At 52.2% G+C, this 19,135-nt stretch carries 4 protein-coding genes; 2 read left to right on the top strand and 2 right to left on the bottom strand.

Going from position 1 to position 19,135, the window contains the following annotated elements; genetic code table 11:
- Positions 1–32 precede the first annotated feature (32 nt).
- Positions 33–545 (top strand): contact-dependent growth inhibition system immunity protein, encoded by a 513-nt coding sequence (locus tag H8A87_RS07905; RefSeq protein WP_198689436.1) that lies wholly within the window; start codon positions 33–35, stop codon positions 543–545.
- A gap of 41 nt (positions 546–586) precedes the next feature.
- Positions 587–826, top strand: a complete 240-nt coding sequence (locus H8A87_RS07900; protein ID WP_198689435.1) for an endonuclease toxin domain-containing protein — start codon at positions 587–589, stop codon at positions 824–826.
- 167 nt (positions 827–993) lie between these two features.
- Here H8A87_RS07900 and H8A87_RS07895 read toward each other — a convergent pair whose 3' ends face one another.
- Together H8A87_RS07895 and H8A87_RS07890 are read right to left on the bottom strand one after the other, a co-directional pair.
- On the bottom strand, positions 994–11,781 hold the full coding sequence (locus H8A87_RS07895) for a non-ribosomal peptide synthetase (protein WP_198689434.1): 10,788 nt from the start codon (positions 11,779–11,781) through the stop codon (positions 994–996).
- 4 nt (positions 11,782–11,785) lie between these two features.
- On the bottom strand, positions 11,786–19,135 hold a 7,350-nt coding region (locus tag H8A87_RS07890; protein ID WP_198689433.1), incomplete at its 5' end, for a non-ribosomal peptide synthetase.

The raw sequence follows: 19,135 nt of genomic DNA, 5'->3' as shown, positions 1-19,135 counted from the left end.
GTAAAAGTGACAGTCGTTAGAGGAGAAACACCATGATTGATGATATCGGTCAAGGATTAAATGCATTCGTTAGCCTTAATGAAGATTGTTATTATGTAGAAACAATGTCCGGTTATCGTTTATTGACAGCAGATGATGAAGCAGAGACCATCTATCTGCCTAAAAGTATCTCTGATAAAGAGCTAGGCCATTCTATTCGGCAAGCGTTATCTCAAAGTCGTCTTGTAGACCCTGATGATAATGATTTTTTTCACCGTGATAGGGCTGATGTACGCTACAAAAACTGGATTGCGGAAGCGATGGAAAAAGGGGGTTATAAAACCAAACGGGCTTTATTTAAAAAAATGCATAAATGTGGTGTGAAGTTATTGAATGGCAAGCTCACTATTTCACCCTGGGCGCATGAAAAGCTGGAAACGTGGGGAAAGAAAGGAATGCCAGATGACTGTGATATTGTTCTCCCAGACAGTGCAACTGATGAGGAAGTGGGTAACGCGGTAAGAGAGGCATTTTTACGTTGCAAAAGTTTTGTCTATTTACCGTAATGTTTAAGATCACTGGGTAGTATCAAAGACGCAGTGGAGAGTTGAGTAATACCGTAAAACCACCGCTTCCTGCTAATGCACGGTTGCCGAAGAACTTTGGGACTTTTGATTATTATGATGAAGCAACGCATTTGGCGGTAAGTGTGAAAACGCTGGATACTCAAACATTGTCAAAACTGACTAAACCGAATCAGATATATACTTCTATCAGAGGTAATATTGATAAAGCAGCTAGATTTGAAAAGGTGGCGCTAAATCAAGGACAGATCAGAATTGTATGATGGGCGATGGTTCGTGTTTGAAGAGTGCTCTGGGGGAATAGTCTATGTATCGGTTGAATTATCAATCCCAGCCTCTTTAAAATGAGGTTTGTCAGCGGATAGGGCAGCCATATTGGCTGCTCCCTTGTTTACAATTTACCGCGAAATTAACTCATATCTATATTTATCTATGCCAACTTATCCACACTGGCAATGGCAGATGCCAACTCCTGAACGAAAGGAGGACGCATGATGGAGATATGGTCACCGGATAAACTTTTTTGTACCACTTCTCCGGTCACTAAGGTTTCCCATCCATCGGTAACATTCTCGACAGAAATACCTTGTTCCTCTTGCGCTTGGTTATCGCTCGCCAAGAACAAGTGGATAGCGCCTGAATAGTGCCCTTGCGGCTGATAAGTCGCCAAAGAGTGAGCCTTGAAGACACTGACGTAGGTCGCGATTTCCTGAGCTTCAAGCTGAGGTGGCAAGAGTTCCTCTTCAATCAGGCGGAGGCGCAAGTTATCGATTTGCTCTTCTTCTGTCATGGATTGAAACTCTTCTTCAGTGAAGTTCTCTTCTGCTCCCTCTAGCGCGGCAAGCACATTGCCGAACTCTGCGAGCCAGCGGTTGTCAGACCATTCTGATTCGACCTTTTCAGTTAGGCTCTCAAGAGGAGATTCGCTATCGACTAAAGCCAATAAAGCAATGTCTTCTCCTTGCTGGACAAGCTGGCGGGTCATTTCAAACGCGAGCCAACCACCGAAAGAGTGCCCGCCCAAGCGGTAAGGGCCGTTTGGCTGAACCTTTTTAAGATCATCGATCATCACACTGGCCATCGCTTCAAGGCTCTGTAGGGGAGCGTTATGCCCATTTAATTCTGGAGACTGCATTCCCCAAACTGAATAAATTCCCTCCAGTTCTGTCGCCAGTTCTCGCAAATAGAGCACATGTCCTCCGGCTCCCGGTGCAAAGAACAGCGGCGTTGTCTTGGTGTTCTGTGACAAACCGACCATAGCGCCAACATAGGTATTATCACGGCCTTCAATGATGCGGGCCTGTTCTTTAATAGTCGTAAACGTCATCAAACCTGACATCATTTTTTGATCAAGCCCAAACTTTTCTACTGCCAAAGAGCAGGCTTTTAGAATGAGCAGCGAATGCCCCCCCAATTCGAAGAAATGGTCATGACGGCTGACACGCTCCAATCCCAAGAGATCTTGCCAAATCTGTGCCAGTGTTGTTTCTACCTCGCCTTGTGGTGCTTCATAACCACGTGCCACGATGGCGGACTGGTCGGGAGCAGGGAATGCCTGACGGTCGATCTTGCCATTCGAAGTGAGCGGAAAAGCATCAAGTATCACGAATGCGCTAGGCAGCATATAGTCCGCGAGGTGCTGTGCAAGCTGTTGGCGCAGTTCGCTGGGGACGAGTTTGATGCCGGGCTGAGGCTGAACATAGGCGACCAGGCGTTTATCATCTGGCGTTGTTTCGCGAACCAGAACGATAGCTTCAAGCACTCCCTGACATTGCACCAGACGCGTCTCTATCTCACCCAGTTCAATGCGGAAACCGCGCAGTTTGACCTGAAAGTCATTGCGTCCCAGATATTCAATCATGCCATTGGGCAGCCAGCGCCCCAGATCACCGGTTTTGTACATGCCTGCGTCTGGCTGTTCGCTGAACGGATCAGAAACAAATTTCTCTGCTGTCAAATCGGGTCGGTTCAGATAACCACGGGCAACACCCGCGCCACCAATATGGATTTCCCCGCCCACACCCAGAGGAACAGGCTTACCAAGTGCATCCAGAATATAAATGCGGGTATTGGGCAGTGGATATCCAATCGGAATGTTATCGGTGATATCAGACGATGGTTTACCATCCAGTTTTAATGTTGTCGCAATAACCGTTGTCTCGGTCGGGCCATAGGAGTTGATCCAACGGCAAGATTGAGTTTCCGGCATCGACTGCCAACTCAGTAAATGGCGTAGCTCTGCTTTCTCACCGCCGACAATCACGGTGCGCAGATGCTGGCCAAAACCACTGCGTCCCGCCATCATCTCCTGCACCCATTGATGCCAGAAGGCGGTCGGCATATCCATGATGGTGATTTGCTGATCATTCAACAGGGCGACAAACTCTGAATCCGGTACGCGAAGATGAGTAGGACGCAGAACTAAGGTAGCGCCTGAGGCGAGGGTTGGGAAAATATCAGACACCGAGGTGTCAAACGCTACGGTGGCAAATTGCAGGATGCGATCCCCGGGCTGCGGTTCACTGGTCTTGTGTTGCACATGGATAAAGTTCACCACATTGCGATGTTCCAGCATGACGCCTTTTGGCTGCCCCGTTGAGCCAGAAGTATAGATGATATAGGCCAGATGATGTGGCAGAAGCCCCATTTGGTGGGCGTCAGGATTATGCTCAGGCTGCTTCGCCACATTATCCCGATGAGTTGCATCATCCAGCAGCCAGACATTTATATCCTGTATGGGCAAGCGGGCCTGTAAATGCTGTTGAGTCAGCAGTAACACAGGCTTGCTGTCCGATAACTGATAGGCCAATCGATCGACGGGGTATTCTGGGTCAAGCGGAACATAGCCCGCTCCGGCCTTGAGAATACCGTACATGCCAATGATCATATCCAGACTGCGATCAGCACAGACAGCGATACGATCATCCGGGCGTATGCCCGCCGCAATCAGTTGGTGTGCCAGTTGGTTGGCGTGGCGATTCAGTTCCGCATAACTCAATTGTGTATTACCAAATACCAGTGCAGTGGCATCCGGTGTACGTTCTGCCTGTTGTTCGAACAGTTGATGGATCAACATATCCTGCGGATAGTCCAGCGCGGTGTCGTTAAACACTTCCAATAATTGAGTACGTTCTGTCAGTGGCAGGATATCGATTGATTGGATTGATTGCTCAGGAGCATTTTGCAGTGCCGCCACAATGCCTTTCAGTGCCGCGTTGACATAAGCATTGATGCGCACAGGGTTAACTTGCTGGCTGCATTGTGCCGTGAGTGCAAATCCATCATCAAAATCGTCTACGTCCAGTGACAGGGGATAGTTACTGCGTTCTTCACTTTCCAGTTCTTGAATGCCTTCCCAGGCGGGTGAACTGGATTGCTCATTATCACGCGGGCTATGGCGGAAGTTGAGCAGGCTGTTAAACAGTGGCAATGATGTCTGAATGCCACTGCAACGTTGAGCGATCGCCAGTGGTGTCTGTTCATGATCCAACAATTCGCTCAAGTGCTGATAGGTTTCCTGTATTGCTTGTTTAACGGTGCGTCCCTGTAATTGAATACGGACAGGCAGGGTATTGATAAACATGCCGAGCACTTGGGAAGCACCGGCTCCGCCCTGTAAACGCCCCATCAGAACCGTACCGAATACCACATCATCACGGCCGCAGCATTGCGCCAAAACCTGTGCCCAAGCAACATGGAACAGAACCGCTGAACTGATGCCCTGTTGACGGGCGCAATCACGGATCTGCTGTGCCAACCCGCTATCCAGTGTGAAGATATCTTCCACTATTTCATTGTGTTCACCGCGGTTGCTTCCCTGTACATCCAATAGCTCAAAGGGCAGGGTCGGCTCTTCCACATCGCCCAATAACTGCTGGAAATAGGCCTTGTGTACTTCAATCGGCACTTTGCGAGTCTGGGCAATAAAATTGCGGTAAGGAACGGGGGCGGACAGACTGTCTGCCTCGCCTGTGAGCAGAGCCTGTATTTCACTGAAAATGATTTCCAGTGACAGATGGTCACAGACCAGATGATGATGCAGCAAACTCAGCCACCACAGATCAGAATCGGGATCTTTGGCTATGTGGGCTGCCAATAATGGGGCTTGGGAGATATTTAACCGGATCGTGTCAGGGTCAATAAGACGTTGTAATTGGGATTCGGTACTTTCTCCCGCTGACAGCGTAAGCTCAGTAATCGGCAACGGTGCATGGCGGTAAACGACCTGCACCGGTGTAGGCAGTTCCTGCCAATGGAAGGCGCTGCGCTGAATATCGTGCCTGTCAATAACTTGCTGGAGAGCCAGCAAGAAACTGTCCAGTCGTGTCCGACTGTTAAAGTTCATCAGAATGTTTTCGAGGTAGGTGTCGCCTTCTTCTTCCAGTAAATGATGGAACAGAATGCCTTCCTGCAACGGCCCCAGCGGGTAGATATCCTGAACGTTGGCGATGCCGCCCGGTACGCGGGCAATAACTTGGTCAATCTGTACCTGTGTCAACTCCACCAGTGGCAGCATATCCGGGGTAATGATCTGGCTATCTTCGCGGATCATATTAGGCGGAATGGTCATCGCTTCGGTATCCTGATCACTATTCTGGTTTAAACGAGCGCCCATGGCGGCCAGAGTCGGTGCGGAGAATACGGCGCTGACATCAATGGACAGACCTTGCTGACGCAGTTGTTCGATCAGGCTGACTACCAGCAGTGAATGCCCACCCAGTTCAAAGAAATTGTCATGGCGTCCGACCTGCTCCAAGTCCAACAGGGACTGCCAGACTGCCGCCAATGTTTGCTCGATTTCGCCTTGCGGGGCTTCGTACCCGCGGCTGACGGTGGCAGTATGATCTGGGGCTGGCAAAGCCTTGCGGTCTAACTTTCCGTTGGCGGAGAGCGGAAAGGCGTCCAGCATGACAAACGCGCTGGGGAGCATATATTCCATCAGGCGGGTGCTCAGTTGTTCGCGTAGACTTGCCGGTGTGAGCGTGATGCCGGTTTGTGGGATCACGTAGGCGATCAGGCGCTTGTCACCGGTTCCTTCTTCGCGGGCGATAACCACCGCATCGCTGACACCTTCACAAGCTGCCAGTTGTGCCTCAATTTCTCCCAGTTCAATGCGGAAGCCACGCAGCTTGACCTGGAAGTCATTGCGTCCCAGATATTCAATGGTGCCATCCGGCAACCAGCGTCCCAAATCACCGGTTTTATACATACGGGCGCCGGATTTTTCGTTGAATGGGCTGAACGGATCGGTGACAAATTTTTCTGCTGTCAGATCGGGTCGGTTCAGGTAACCACGGGCGACACCGGCACCACCGATATGAATTTCGCCACTCACGCCGACAGGAACAGGCTGATCAAAGGTATCCAAAATATAGATACGGGTATTGGGCAGCGGGCGGCCAATCGGAATATTGTCGGTGATATGCGGAGAATGTTTGTCATTGATCGTTAATGTCGTGGCAATGACAGTCGTTTCAGTGGGGCCATAGGAGTTTATCCAGCGGCAGGATTGTGTCTCTGGGCTGGCCAGCCAGCCCATTAAATGGCGGTGTTCCGCTTTCTCGCCGCCAACAATAATCGTGTGCAGATAGGGGCTGAAACCACTGCGACCTGCCATCATCTCCTGTACCCAGTGATGCCAGAAAGCGGTCGGCATATCCATGATGGTGATCTTCTGTTCCCGCAAGAAAGCGACAAATGTCGTATCCGGTATCAGGACATGGGGCGGACGCAGAACCAGTGTGGCACCTGATGCAAGGGTGGGGAAAATATCAGATACCGAAGTATCAAACGCGACAGTCGCAAATTGCAGGATGCGATCACCCAATTGGGGTTCACTGGTCTGGCGCTGGACATGGATAAAGTTCATGACATTGCGATGTTCCAGCATCACACCTTTGGGCATTCCGGTCGAGCCGGAGGTATAGATGATATAGGCCAGATGGTGCGGTTCAAGCCCTAACTGATGGGCGTCAGGGTTATGGGTCGGCTGTTGTGCCACGCTCACCCGATTATTTTCATCATCCAGCAGCCAGACGTTCACATCTTGTATGGGTAAACGGGCCTGCAAATGCTGTTGAGTCAGCAATAACAAGGGCTTGCTGTCTGACAACTGATAGGCCAGACGTTCAGCAGGATATTCTGGATCGAGCGGAACATAGCCCGCACCGGCCTTAAGAATACCGTACATGCCAATGATCATATCCAGACTGCGATCGACACAAATGGCGACTCGATCATCGGGACGTATGCCGGATTCAATCAGTTGATGTGCCAGTTGGTTGGCGTGCCGATTCAGTTCAGCATAACTCAGTTGGCTCTCGCCAAATACCAGCGCAATGGCTTCAGGCGTCTGCTCTGCCTGTTGTTCGAACAGTTGGTGGATCAAGACATCTTGTGGATAGGCTATGGCAGTATCGTTGAAGGTTTCCAGCAATTGGCTGCGCTCTGCCAGTGACAGAATATCGATCCCTTCAATTGTTTGCTCAGGCGCGTGTTGCAGTGCTGCCACAATCCCTGTCAGGGCGGCGTTCATATAGGCATTGATACGAGCCGGATTAATTTGCTGACTGCATTGTGCAGTAAGCGAAAATCCGTCGTCGAAATCATCTATGTCCAGTGACAGGGGATAGTTACTGCGTTCTTCACCTTCTAGCTCTTGAATACCTTCCCAAGCCAGTGACGCTAATTGTTCATCTTCACGCGGACTATGGCGGAAGTTGAACAAGCTATTAAACAGCGGCAGTGGTGCCTGAATACCACTGCAACGTTGGGCTACGGCCAGCGGTGCCTGTTCATGTTCCAGCAGGGCGCTTAGCTGTTGATAAGTTTCCTGTACCGCCTGCTTAACGCTACGTGCTTGTAACCGAACGCGGACAGGCAGGGTATTGATAAACATGCCGAGCACTTCGGAAGCGCCGACTCCGCCCTGTAGTCGTCCCAGCAGAACCGTGCCGAACACCACATCGTCCCGCCCGCTGCACCGGGCCAATACTTGCGCCCAAGCCACGTGGAACAGTACGGCTGCGCTCATTCCCCGTTGGCGGGCACAGTCGCGTAGATTGTGGGACAGTTCGTTATCCAGCGTGAAGATATTTTCCACTATCTCATTGAGGTTGCCGCCCTGTACGTCAAGTAAGCCAAAGGGCAGGGTCGGTTCTTCCACATCACCCAATAGTTCGCGGAAGTAGGTTTGGTGAGCTTCCAGCGGCACATTGCGGATCTGGGCGATGAAATTACGGTAAGGCAGCGGCGTTGGCAGGTTGTCACTTTCTCCCAAAAGCAGCGATTGTATTTCACCTAATATCATATCCAGTGAAATGTGGTCGCAAACTAAGTGGTGATACAGCAAAGAGAGTAGCCATTGGTCAGAAGCGGGATCTTTGGCGATATGGGCCGCCAACAGTGGTGCTTTGGTGATATCCATCCGTACAGCACGCGTATCGGTGAGACGGCGTAATTGTGTTTCAGCACTTTCTTCCGCTGACAGCGTGAGTTCAATAATCGGCAGCGGCGCACGGCGATAGACGACCTGAACAGGTTTAAGGAGTTCGTTCCAGTGCATGGCGCTGCGTAAGATATCGTGTCGGTCGATCACTTGCTGGAGTGCCTGTAGGAAACCCGCCAATCGTGTCCGGCTGTCAAAAACCATTAAATGGTTATCCAGATAGAGATCACCTTTCGTTTCCAGCAAATGGTGGAACAGAATGCCTTCCTGCAATGGCCCCAATGGGTAGATATCCTGAATATTGGAGATACCGTCCGTAACGTGTGCAACAATTTGGTCAATCTGGCCTTGTGTCAATTCCACCAGTGGCAGCATATCTGGCGTAATAACGAGGCTGTCTTCATGGATCAAATTAGGCAAAATGTCCTGTGCGGTGGCTGCTTGATCGGTATTCTGACGGATGAGGGCACTCATCGCCACCAGCGTTGGTGCAGAGAATACCGCGCTGACATCAATGGACAGACCTTGCTGACGCAGTTGTTCTATCAGGCTGACTACCAGCAGTGAATGCCCGCCCAGTTCAAAGAAATTGTCATGGCGTCCGACCTGCTCCAAGTCCAACAGGGACTGCCAGACTGCCGCCAATGTTTGCTCGATTTCGCCTTGCGGGGCTTCGTACCCGCGGCTGACGGTGGCAGTATGATCTGGGGCTGGCAATGCCTTGCGGTCTAACTTCCCGTTGGCGGAGAGCGGGAAGGCGTCCAGCATGACAAACGCGCTGGGGAGCATATACTCCATCAGGCGGGTGCTCAGTTGTTCGTGTAGACTTGCCGGTGTGAGCGTGATGCCGGTTTGTGGGATCACGTAGGCGATCAGGCGCTTGTCACCGGTTCCTTCTTCGCGGGCGATAACCACGGCATCGCTGACGCCCTCACAGGCCACCAATTGCGTCTCAATTTCCCCCAGTTCAATACGGAATCCGCGTATCTTGACCTGAAAATCGTTGCGTCCCATATACTCAATCATGCCGTTTGGCAGCCAGTGTCCCAGGTCGCCGGTCTTATACATACGGGCATCAGTCTGTTCGCTGAACGGATCAGAAACAAATTTCTCTGCCGTCAGATCGGGTCGGTTCAGATAACCACGGGCAACCCCGGCACCGGCAATGTGGATTTCGCCACTGACGCCGACAGGCACTGGCTGACCGTGCGTATCCAAAATATAAATACGGGTATTGGGCAGTGGATAGCCAATCGGAACCGAACCCGCCAGCTCAGGTGATTCCTGACCATTCACGTTTAATCCATTCAAGGTCAATGTGGTGGCAATAACTGTTGTTTCGGTCGGGCCATAGGAATTGATCCAACGGCAGGATTGTGTTTCGGGGCTGGACAGCCAATTGATTAAATGGCGATATTCCGCTTTCTCACCGCCAACGATAATGGTGCGCAGGTAAGGACTGAAACCGCTGCGACCTGCCATCATCTCCTGTACCCAGTGATGCCAGAAAGCGGTCGGCATATCCATGATGGTGATCTTCTGTTCGCGCAAGAAAGCGACAAAAGTGATATCCGGTATTCTGATATGGGGCGGTCGCAGAACCAGCGTAGCGCCCGATGCAAGGGTGGGGAAAATATCAGATACCGAAGTATCAAACGCCACGGTGGCAAATTGCAGGATGCGATCACCCGGCTTTGGTTCGCTGGTTTGCTGTTGGGCATGAATAAAGTTCACTACGTTGCGGTGTTCCAGCATCACGCCTTTGGGCATTCCGGTCGAGCCGGAGGTATAGATGATATAGGCCAGATGGTGCGGCTCAAGTCCTAACTGGTGGGTGTCAGGGTTATGGGACGGCTGTTGCGCCACGCTCTCCCGATTATTTTCATCATCCAGCAGCCAGACGTTCACATCTTGTATGGGCAAACGGGCCTGTAAATGCTGTTGAGTCAGCAATAACACGGGGTTGCTGTCCGACAATTGATAGGCCAGCCGTTCGGTCGGGTATTCTGGGTCGAGCGGGATATAACCCGCCCCCGCCTTGAGGATAGCGTACATGCCAATGATCATATCCAGACTGCGGTCGGCGCAGATCGCGATGCGATCATCAGGACGCACACCGGACGCTATCAGTTGGTGAGCCAGTTGGTTGGCATGGTGGTTCAGCCCGGCATAACTTAGTTGGCTCTCGCCAAATACCAGCGCGGTAGCATCCGGTGTCCGCTCCACTTGTTGCTCAAATAGCTGGTGGATCAGCAACGTTTGTGGATGTGGGAAGGCGGTATCATTGAAATCCATCAAGACTTGAGTGCGTTGCTGCGGTTGCAATAGCGGCAAATCTTCTACTTGCTGCGAGTCATCCTCAACCATTGCAGTCAGCAGGGTTTGTAGGTAACTGGCGATGCGCTCAACGCTGGCACGATCGAATAGGTCGCTGGAATATTCCAAATCACCCACTAAGCCGTCTTCGGTATCATTCATGGAGAGTGACAGATCGAAATGCGAGCTGTTTTCGGCGGGATTGATTTCACTGATCGTGGCATCCGGCAATTCGATATTCTGCTGTCCCGGCGTATTATCCACTGACATCATTACTTGGAAAATAGGGCTATGGCTGAGACTGCGCGGAGGTTTCAGTGTTTCGACCAGTTGTTCGAATGGCAGATCTTGGTGTGTATAGGCTTTCAGGGCATGGCTTCTGACCCGTGCCAGCAAATTGCTGACACTGGGATTGTCATCCAACTGAACCCGCAGAGCCAATGTATTGACAAAGAAACCGATCAGCGGCTCCAATTCACGGTGTTGCCGATTGGCTACGGGTGTGCCTATCACTAAATCTGTCTGTCCACTGAGGCGGGAAAGCAACGTTGCCCATCCTGCCATCAGAGTCATAAATAACGTTGTCCCGTGACGTTGGCTGAGGGCTTTTAATCCGGCACTTAATTCTGGTGACAGGACGATATCGAGACGTCCCCCAGTGTAACTTTGTTTTTCTGGACGGGGTCTATCAGTGGGCAGTTCCAACAGTGCTGGCGCGCCCTGCAAGGCATCACGCCAGAAATTCACTTGTTTTTCCAGCACTTCGCCCTGTAACCACTGCCGCTGCCAAAGGGCGTAGTCGGCATACTGGAGAGTCAGGGCAGGCAGGGGATCATTCTGTCCTTCGCTGAATGCGTGATAAAGAGTGGCAAGCTCATGCATCAGGATATTGAGCGACCAGCCATCGGAAATAATGTGATGCTGAGTTAATAGTAGAATATGCTCATTTTCCGCTAGCCGAAGTAGTCGGCCCCTGATCAGGGGGCCTTGTGCAAAATCGAAAGGCTGGCTGGTTTCACGTTGAGATATTTCTTCGACAGTCGTTTGCTGCTCTGCCGTAGGCAGGTGGCTAATATCTTCCATAGCCAAAGAGAAACCAGAATTTGGTTCGCCAATGAATTGCTGGGCCTGGCCTCCGACCATCTTGATGGTGGTACGCAGAATTTCATGACGAACGACAATTTTGTCCAGCGCAGATTGCAGGGCGTCCAGATTCAGATGGCCTTGCAGACGCAGGCCGCCAGGAATATGGTATGCCGTCTGTGCTGCTGCATCTAACTGCGCCAAAAACCACAGGCGCTGTTGTGCCCAAGATAGGGGCAGCATTTGCTGATCAGCGTTTCTCGGCACAATCTGGATCTTTTCCCCAATCTGACTATGCTGGATGCGTTCTTTAATTTTTTTCTGGAGCACTGCTTGTCTTAATTTAAGCAGGGTCTGTTCGTTGTTACTCATTTAATTAATTGTCTCCGTTTAGCAGTGCAAGCAGTTCATCTTCAGACAAATTCTCCAATTCTTTTTGCAGCGACTCGATATCTTCTTGTGCGAAAAAGGTTTCAATTTGTCTTGACCCGATAAGTTCAGCGAGTCCAGAAAGCGTTGAATGAGCAAATATGTCTGTGATTGAGACTTCAAGATGGAATTCATCACGCAGTCTGGTCATTAACTGGATGATTGACAGAGAATTTCCACCTAAATCAAAGAAGCTGTCATGGCGGCCTACCTGCTCTAGTTTCAGTAGAGTCTGTAGGATGACAGCAATCTGCTGTTCGATTTCTCCTTCGGGCGCCTCGTATTGACGGCTGGAGATGGCTGCACGATCGGGTGCTGGCAACGCTTTGCGATCCACTTTTCCGCTGGCGGTTAGTGGGAAAGATTCCAGCATGACAAATGCGTTGGGTATCATGTAGCTGGCCAGATGGGCATTGAGCTGTTCACGCAGATTCTCGGTATCCGGTGTCGTGTCGGGCTGTGGTATGACATATGCCACCAGCCGTTTGTCACCGTTATCTTCTTCACGAGCCACGACCAGCGCTTCCCTGACATCAGAACAGGCGAGCAATTGCGTTTCGATTTCTCCCGGTTCAATCCGGAAGCCGCGGATCTTGACCTGAAAATCATTGCGTCCCAGATATTCAATCGTGCCGTCTGTCCGCCAGAGTCCCAAATCACCGGTTTTGTACATGCGGGTGTTGGGATTTTCACTGAAAGGATCGCGAATGAAGCGCTCTGTCGTCAGTTCTGGTTGATTCAGATAACCTCGTGCAACACCTGAGCCAGCAATGTAGATTTCCCCACTCACACCGAGAGGGGCCGGATGACCCAGGGAGTCCAGAATATAGATTTGGGCATTGGCGTTCGGATAACCAATCGGAATAGCGCCGGTGATAGGGTATGAACGGTCATCCAGAATCAAGTTCGTGGCTGTAACCGTGGTTTCAGTTGGGCCATAGGAATTTATCCAGCGGCAGGATTGGGTCTCTGGCAGAGATTGCCAATCCACCAGATGATGGGATTCCGCTTTCTCTCCACCGACAATGACCGTATGCAGGTTGGGGCTGAAACCAGTGCGAGCCGCTTTCATTTCCTGTACCCAGTGATGCCAGAAGGCCGTCGGCACATCTATGATGGTGATCTTCTGCTGATGCAGGAAATCGATAAATTCAGAATCCGGTACGCGAATATGGGCAGGGCGCAAGACTAACGTTGCTCCCGCGGCCAGCGTTGGGAAAATATCGGACACTGAGGTATCAAATGCCATAGTCGCAAATTGCAGAACGCGATCCTCAGGCTGAGGCTGGCTGATCTGATGTTGGGCATGGATAAAGCTCACCACATTGCGGTGCTCAATCATGACGCCTTTAGGCTGTCCCGTTGAACCGGAGGTGTAAATGATATAGGCCAAGTGGTGAGGCAGAAGCCCTAACTGTTCGGGGTCAGGATTATGCGCAGGTTGTTGTGCCATGCTATCCAGATAAGTGCCATCGTCCAATAACCAGACGGACACGTTCTGTAGCGGCAAGCGCACCTGTAGATGCTGCTGGGTCAGCAATAACACGGGCTTGCTGTCCGATAACTGATAGTTCAGCCGATCAATGGGATATTCTGGATCAAGCGGAACATAGTTTGTCCCTGCCTTGAGAATACCCAACATGGCAATGATCATATCCAGACTGCGTTCGACACACAGGGCCACGTGATCATCGGGACGCACGCCAAAGGCAATCAGGCTGTGTGCCAGTTGGTTGGCGCGGCGGTTCAGCTCTGCGTAACTCAATTGGTTCTCGCCAAACACCAGTGCGATGGCATCCGGTGTCCGTGCCACTTGCTGCTCGAACAGTTGATGAATCAGCTGATCCTGCGGATAGTCCAGCTCAGTATCGTTAAATTCCCTCAATAGTTGGTTACGCTCTGCCAGTGGCAGGATATCGATCGCTGCAATCGGCTGTTGTGGCGCATGTTGCAGCGCTGACACAATCTCTTTCAACGCTATTTCCATATAGGCGTTCAGACGCGCCGGATCGATCTGCTGATTGCATTGGGCAGTGAGGGAAAATCCGACTTCAAGATCGTCCACATCCAGCGACAGAGGATAGTTACTGCGTTCTTCACCACTAAGTATCCGCATGCCTTCCCAAGCCTGCAATGAAGACTGCGTTTCGTTACTTGAGCTATGGCGGAAGTTGAGCAGGCTGCTAAACAGCGGCAGCGGTGCCTGAATGCCACTGCAACGCTGGGCAACGGCGAGGGGGGCCTGTTCGTGATCCAATAATTCACTAAGTTGCTGATAGGTTTCCTGTACTGCCTGCTGAACGGTACGTTCCTTCAGCTGAACGCGGATAGGCAGGGTATTGATAAACATACCGAGCACTTCGGAAGCACCGACGCCACCTTGTAAACGTCCGAGCAGAACCGTACCGAACACGACATCGTCCCGTCCACTGCATCGGGCCAGAACTTGTGCCCATGCGACATGGAACAATACCGCCGCACTCATGCCTTGTTGACGGGCACAATCACGCAGATTGCGGGCTAAATCGCTATCAAGGGTGAGAACATCTTCCGCTATTTCATTATGCTGATCTTCATCATGACTGCGGCTCTGTACATCGTGTAATCCAAACGGCAGGGTTGGTTCTTCCACGTCCCCTAACAGTTTCTGGAAATAGGCCTGGTGAGCTTCTATCGGTACACTGAGGGCTTGGGCGATGAAATTACGGTAAGGCAGTGGAGCAGGCAGACTGTCACCTTCTCCCAAGAGCAGCGCCTTCACTTCATTGGATATCATCTCCAGAGACATATGGTCGCAAACTAAATGGTGGTGCAGCAAGGAAAGCACCCATTGTCCTGATTCAGGATCCTGAGCAATATGCGCTGCCAGCAATGGCCCTTGGGTAATATCCATTCTTACCGTGTGAGGGTCGGTGAGATGGCGTAATTGTGCTTCGGCGTTTTCGTCTTCTGACAGCGTGTGTTCGATAACCGGCAGCGGTGCATGACGATAGACGACTTGCACTGGCTGGGCCAGTCCCTGCCAGTAGGCTGCGGTGCGCAGAATATCGTGGCGGTCAATGACCTGTTGCAAGGCAGCCAAGAAGGCATTGAGATGCCCACGGGTGTCGAACGCGAACAGGCTGCATAACAGATAAGTATCGCCCTGTGTTTGCAGCAGGTAATGGAACAGAATACCTTCCTGTAGCGGTGCCAGCGGGTAGATATCCTGAATATTGGCGGCGCCACCGGAGACGACGGTGGTGATGGCATCAATCTCACTTTGCGACAGGGATACCAGAGGCAGCATGTCAGGCGTAATGGCGGTACAGTCGTCAGGAATGCGATTGGGCGGCACGATGAACTCGTTTGTGTTGTCTTGAGTTGTCAGCATCGCTTTCGCCATATCGGCCAGCACGGAGGCGGCGAATACGGTACGGATATCAAGAACCCAACCTTGACCGCGCAGCCGTTCGAGCAGGCTGACCACCATCAGTGAATGTCCGCCTAGCTCAAAGAAATGGTCATAACGGCCTACTTTTTCCAACCCTAATAACGCTTGCCAGATCTCGGCCACCGCCATTTCCCTTTCATTGGACGGCGCTTCATAGCCGCGCATGACCACCGACGCTTGATCTGGCGCTGGCAATGCCTGACGGTTAAGTTTGCCGTTGGGGGTGAGCGGGAAGGCGTCGAGCGTGACAAAGGCGCTGGGCAGCATATATTCGGTGAGGTGTTGAGCGAGCTCTTGACGCAGGGCTGCCGGCACCAGCTCAATCCCCTCCTGAGGCAGCAGGTAAGCCACCAAGCGCTTGTGGCCGGGTTCGTCTTCGCGGGCCAGAACCAGCGCCTCACGTACACCGTGGCATTGGCTGAGGCGGGTTTCGATTTCTCCGAGTTCAATTCGGAAGCCGCGCAGCTTGACCTGAAAATCGTTGCGGCCGAGGTATTCAATATTGCCGTCCGGCAGCCAGCGACCGAGGTCACCCGTTTTGTACATGCGGGCTTCTGGATCGGTGACGAAAGGATCGGCGAGGAAACGTTCAGCGGTGAGTTCCGGGCGGTTCAGGTAGCCGCGGGCGACGCCGTCGCCGGCAATATAAATTTCACCGGTCACGCCGAGGGGAACGGGCTGGCCTTGAGTATCCAGAATATAAATCTGGGTGTTGGCAATCGGATGACCGATAGGAATTTTCCCACTGTGGCCATCAGTTAACGGAACTTCATAGACGGTGGCAAATGTCGTTGTTTCCGTTGGGCCATACACCTGCAACAAGTGTTTGGGCGGATTCTCTGTCCTCAATTTAATCACGGGGCGGGTATCGGCTTGTTCACCGCCGAAGAGAACATAGCGTAAACCCGATAATGACGAGGCGAGCAGACTCGCGTATTGATTGAACAGCGCGGTGGTGAGGAATAGCGCACTGACGCCTTCCGATAATAAACGCTGACCGAACGCCGTGGCTTCCAGTAAGGCTTTTTCCGGCAACAACAGGATTCGGGCCCCATGAACCAACGCTGACCAGACTTCCCACGTGGCGGCGTCGAATGAAACATTGGAGCAATGGGCAACACAGTCATCGGGGCCAATATCGGCGAAACCATTATTGATGATAAGACGAAGGACATTCCGGTGCTCAACCATGACGCCTTTGGGCTGCCCGGTAGACCCTGAGGTGTAGATCACATAAGCCAGATGGCGTGACGTCAGCCCCCGCGTCTGTGGGTCTGGATTGTGGGTGGGTTGGATCTCTGTCTCTGGCTCGCAGGCATCCAGTACCAAAATAGGCAGGGTGGGTATGGCACTGACCAGCGTATCGATCCGGGCGGTTTGGGTGAGTAAAACTACCGGTGCCGCGTCATTGAGCATATAGGTCAGACGTTCGCCCGGATAGGTCGGGTCAAGCGGCACATAGGCACCCCCGGCCTTGAGGATAGCGAGTAACCCCACCACCATGTCCGGACTGCGTTCGGCACAAATCGCCACGCGATCATCCGGACGCACGCCCAGCGCAATCAGATGATGCGCCAAGCGATTGGCACGGCGGTTCAGTTCGTTATAACTCAGCGATTGTTCCTCGAAGACCAAGGCGATGGCATCGGGATTGCGTTGTACCTGTGCTTCGAATAGTTGATGAATCAACGCATCCTGCGGAAAATCGGCTCGAGTGGCGTTGAAATCAATCAGCAGTTGCTGGCGCTCCGAAGCTGGCAGCATCGGCAGATTCTCAATGGATTGGGTGGCATCGCTGACCATGGCCACCAGCACATTCCGTAAATAACCCACCATGCGTTCAACCGTCGCATGGTCGAACAGATCTGAGGCATATTCCAGAGAGCCACTGAGTCCATCCTCGGTTTCGGAGAGTGCCAGCGTCAGGTCAAAGTGCGCGCTGCGGTGTTCCTGCTCCACTAAAGAGACGGACAAATCGGGTAATTCAAGGTTCTGGGTTGGCGTATTATCCAAAGCCAGCATAACCTGAAAGATTGGACTGTAGCTCAGGCTGCGCTCAGGTTGCAGGGTTTCCACCAACTGTTCAAAAGGCAGATCTTGATGAACATAGGCTGCCAGCGCCCGTTCACGGACTTGGGTGAGCACGTCTGCCACGGTAATTTCCGTCATGGCATTGCCATGCCCCAGTTCAACACGTAAAGGCAGGGTATTAACGAAAAAGCCAATCAGTCCCTCAAATTCATTTCTTGGACGGTTAGCGACAGGGGTGCCGATAACGATATCGTCCTGTCCACTCAGGCGGGCAAGCACAATCCCCCAAGCGGCCAGCAGGGTCATGAATAAAGTTGTGCCTTGGTGCTGTCCGAGCGCCTTGAGGGCAGTCAATAAGTCAGCATCAAAGTGAACGGGAACTTCACTGCCGGCGTAACGCTGTACCGAGGGACGTGGTCGGTCTGTCGGCAGTGTCAGCAGCGCCGGCGCACCTTGAAGTTGCTCCCGCCAGAAATCACGCTGTGCATCCAAGACGTCTCCCAGTAACCAATCCCGTTGCCATACGGCATAGTCAGCGTACTGAATGGGCAGGGACGGTAAAGGATCATCCTGCCCTTCAAGCGCTGCACGGTAGAGTGCGCCAAATTCGCGGATCAATATCCCTACCGACCAACCATCGGAAATAATGTGATGCTGGGTGAGGATCAACACATGCTCTTCGTCAGCCAGTTGCAGCAATTGACCGCGGATCAATGGGCCGTGCACTAAATCAAAGGGGGTTTGCATGTCGCGTTCAGCCAGTTCGGCAATCTGGCACTGTTGAGCGGAGCCATCCTTTGAGCGTAGATCTTGGTTGGTCAAGGGAAAACCGATATCCGCAGCGTCGATTTGCTGGCAAGGCTGTTCATCCACTAGGACAAAATGGGTGCGCAGGCTTTCTTGTCGGGCGACGACCCGATCGAGTGCGGCAGTGAATGCGGAGTGGTTGAGTTGTCCACTGAGACGCAGAATCGCCGGAATATGGTAGGCCAGACTGGCAGCGGAATCGAGCTGGGAAAGGAACCACAGGCGCTGCTGGGCGAAAGAGAGCGGCAGAGGCTGATGGCGATTGGCGGCAGGAATGACCGTTTGAGCGACCCCTGACGCGCCGGTGAGCTCGGTAGCCAGATCGGCCAGAACAGGGTGAGTAAAGAGTTGCTGTAAGGGCAGTTCCAGCGCCAGCTTCTGACGTATACTCGCGGCAAGTTGGACAGCGAGCAGGGAATGTCCGCCGAGTTCAAAGAAGTGGTCATAGCGCCCTACCTGTTCCAGCCTCAATAACCCTTGCCAAATTTCAGCCAGTGCTATTTCTATGTCATTGGCTGGCGCTTCATAGCCGCGCGTCACGGCAGCTGCCTGATCTGGTGCCGGCAGTGCCTGACGGTCGATCTTACCACCGGGTGTCAGCGGGAAGGCGTCGAGCGTGACAAAGGCGCTGGGTATCATATAGTCGGCAAGATGCTGTGTGAGCTGCTGGCGCAGTGTCGCCGGAATCAGTTTAGTACCGAATTGGGGGATCACATAAGCAACAAGATGTTTTTCACTCGCTATTTCTTCATGATGTGAAAGCACTTCACGGGCAACGATAATCGCTTCATGCACACCGTGGCATTGCACCAATCTGGCCTCAATTTCTCCTAACTCAATGCGGAAGCCGCGTATTTTGACCTGAAAATCGTTGCGTCCCAGATATTCAATGGCGCCATCTGGCAGCCAGCGCCCCAGATCGCCCGTTTTATACATGCGGGCATCCGGCTGTTCGCTGAACGGATCGGCGACAAATTTCTCGTCGGTTAAATCTGGCCTGTTCTGATAACCACGGGCAACCCCTGC

This window comes from Xenorhabdus lircayensis (assembly GCF_016306625.1).
Lineage (GTDB): Bacteria > Pseudomonadota > Gammaproteobacteria > Enterobacterales > Enterobacteriaceae > Xenorhabdus > Xenorhabdus lircayensis.
The sequence above is the reverse complement of the archived record's forward strand: the minus strand, read 5'-3'. Positions and strand labels throughout refer to the sequence as shown.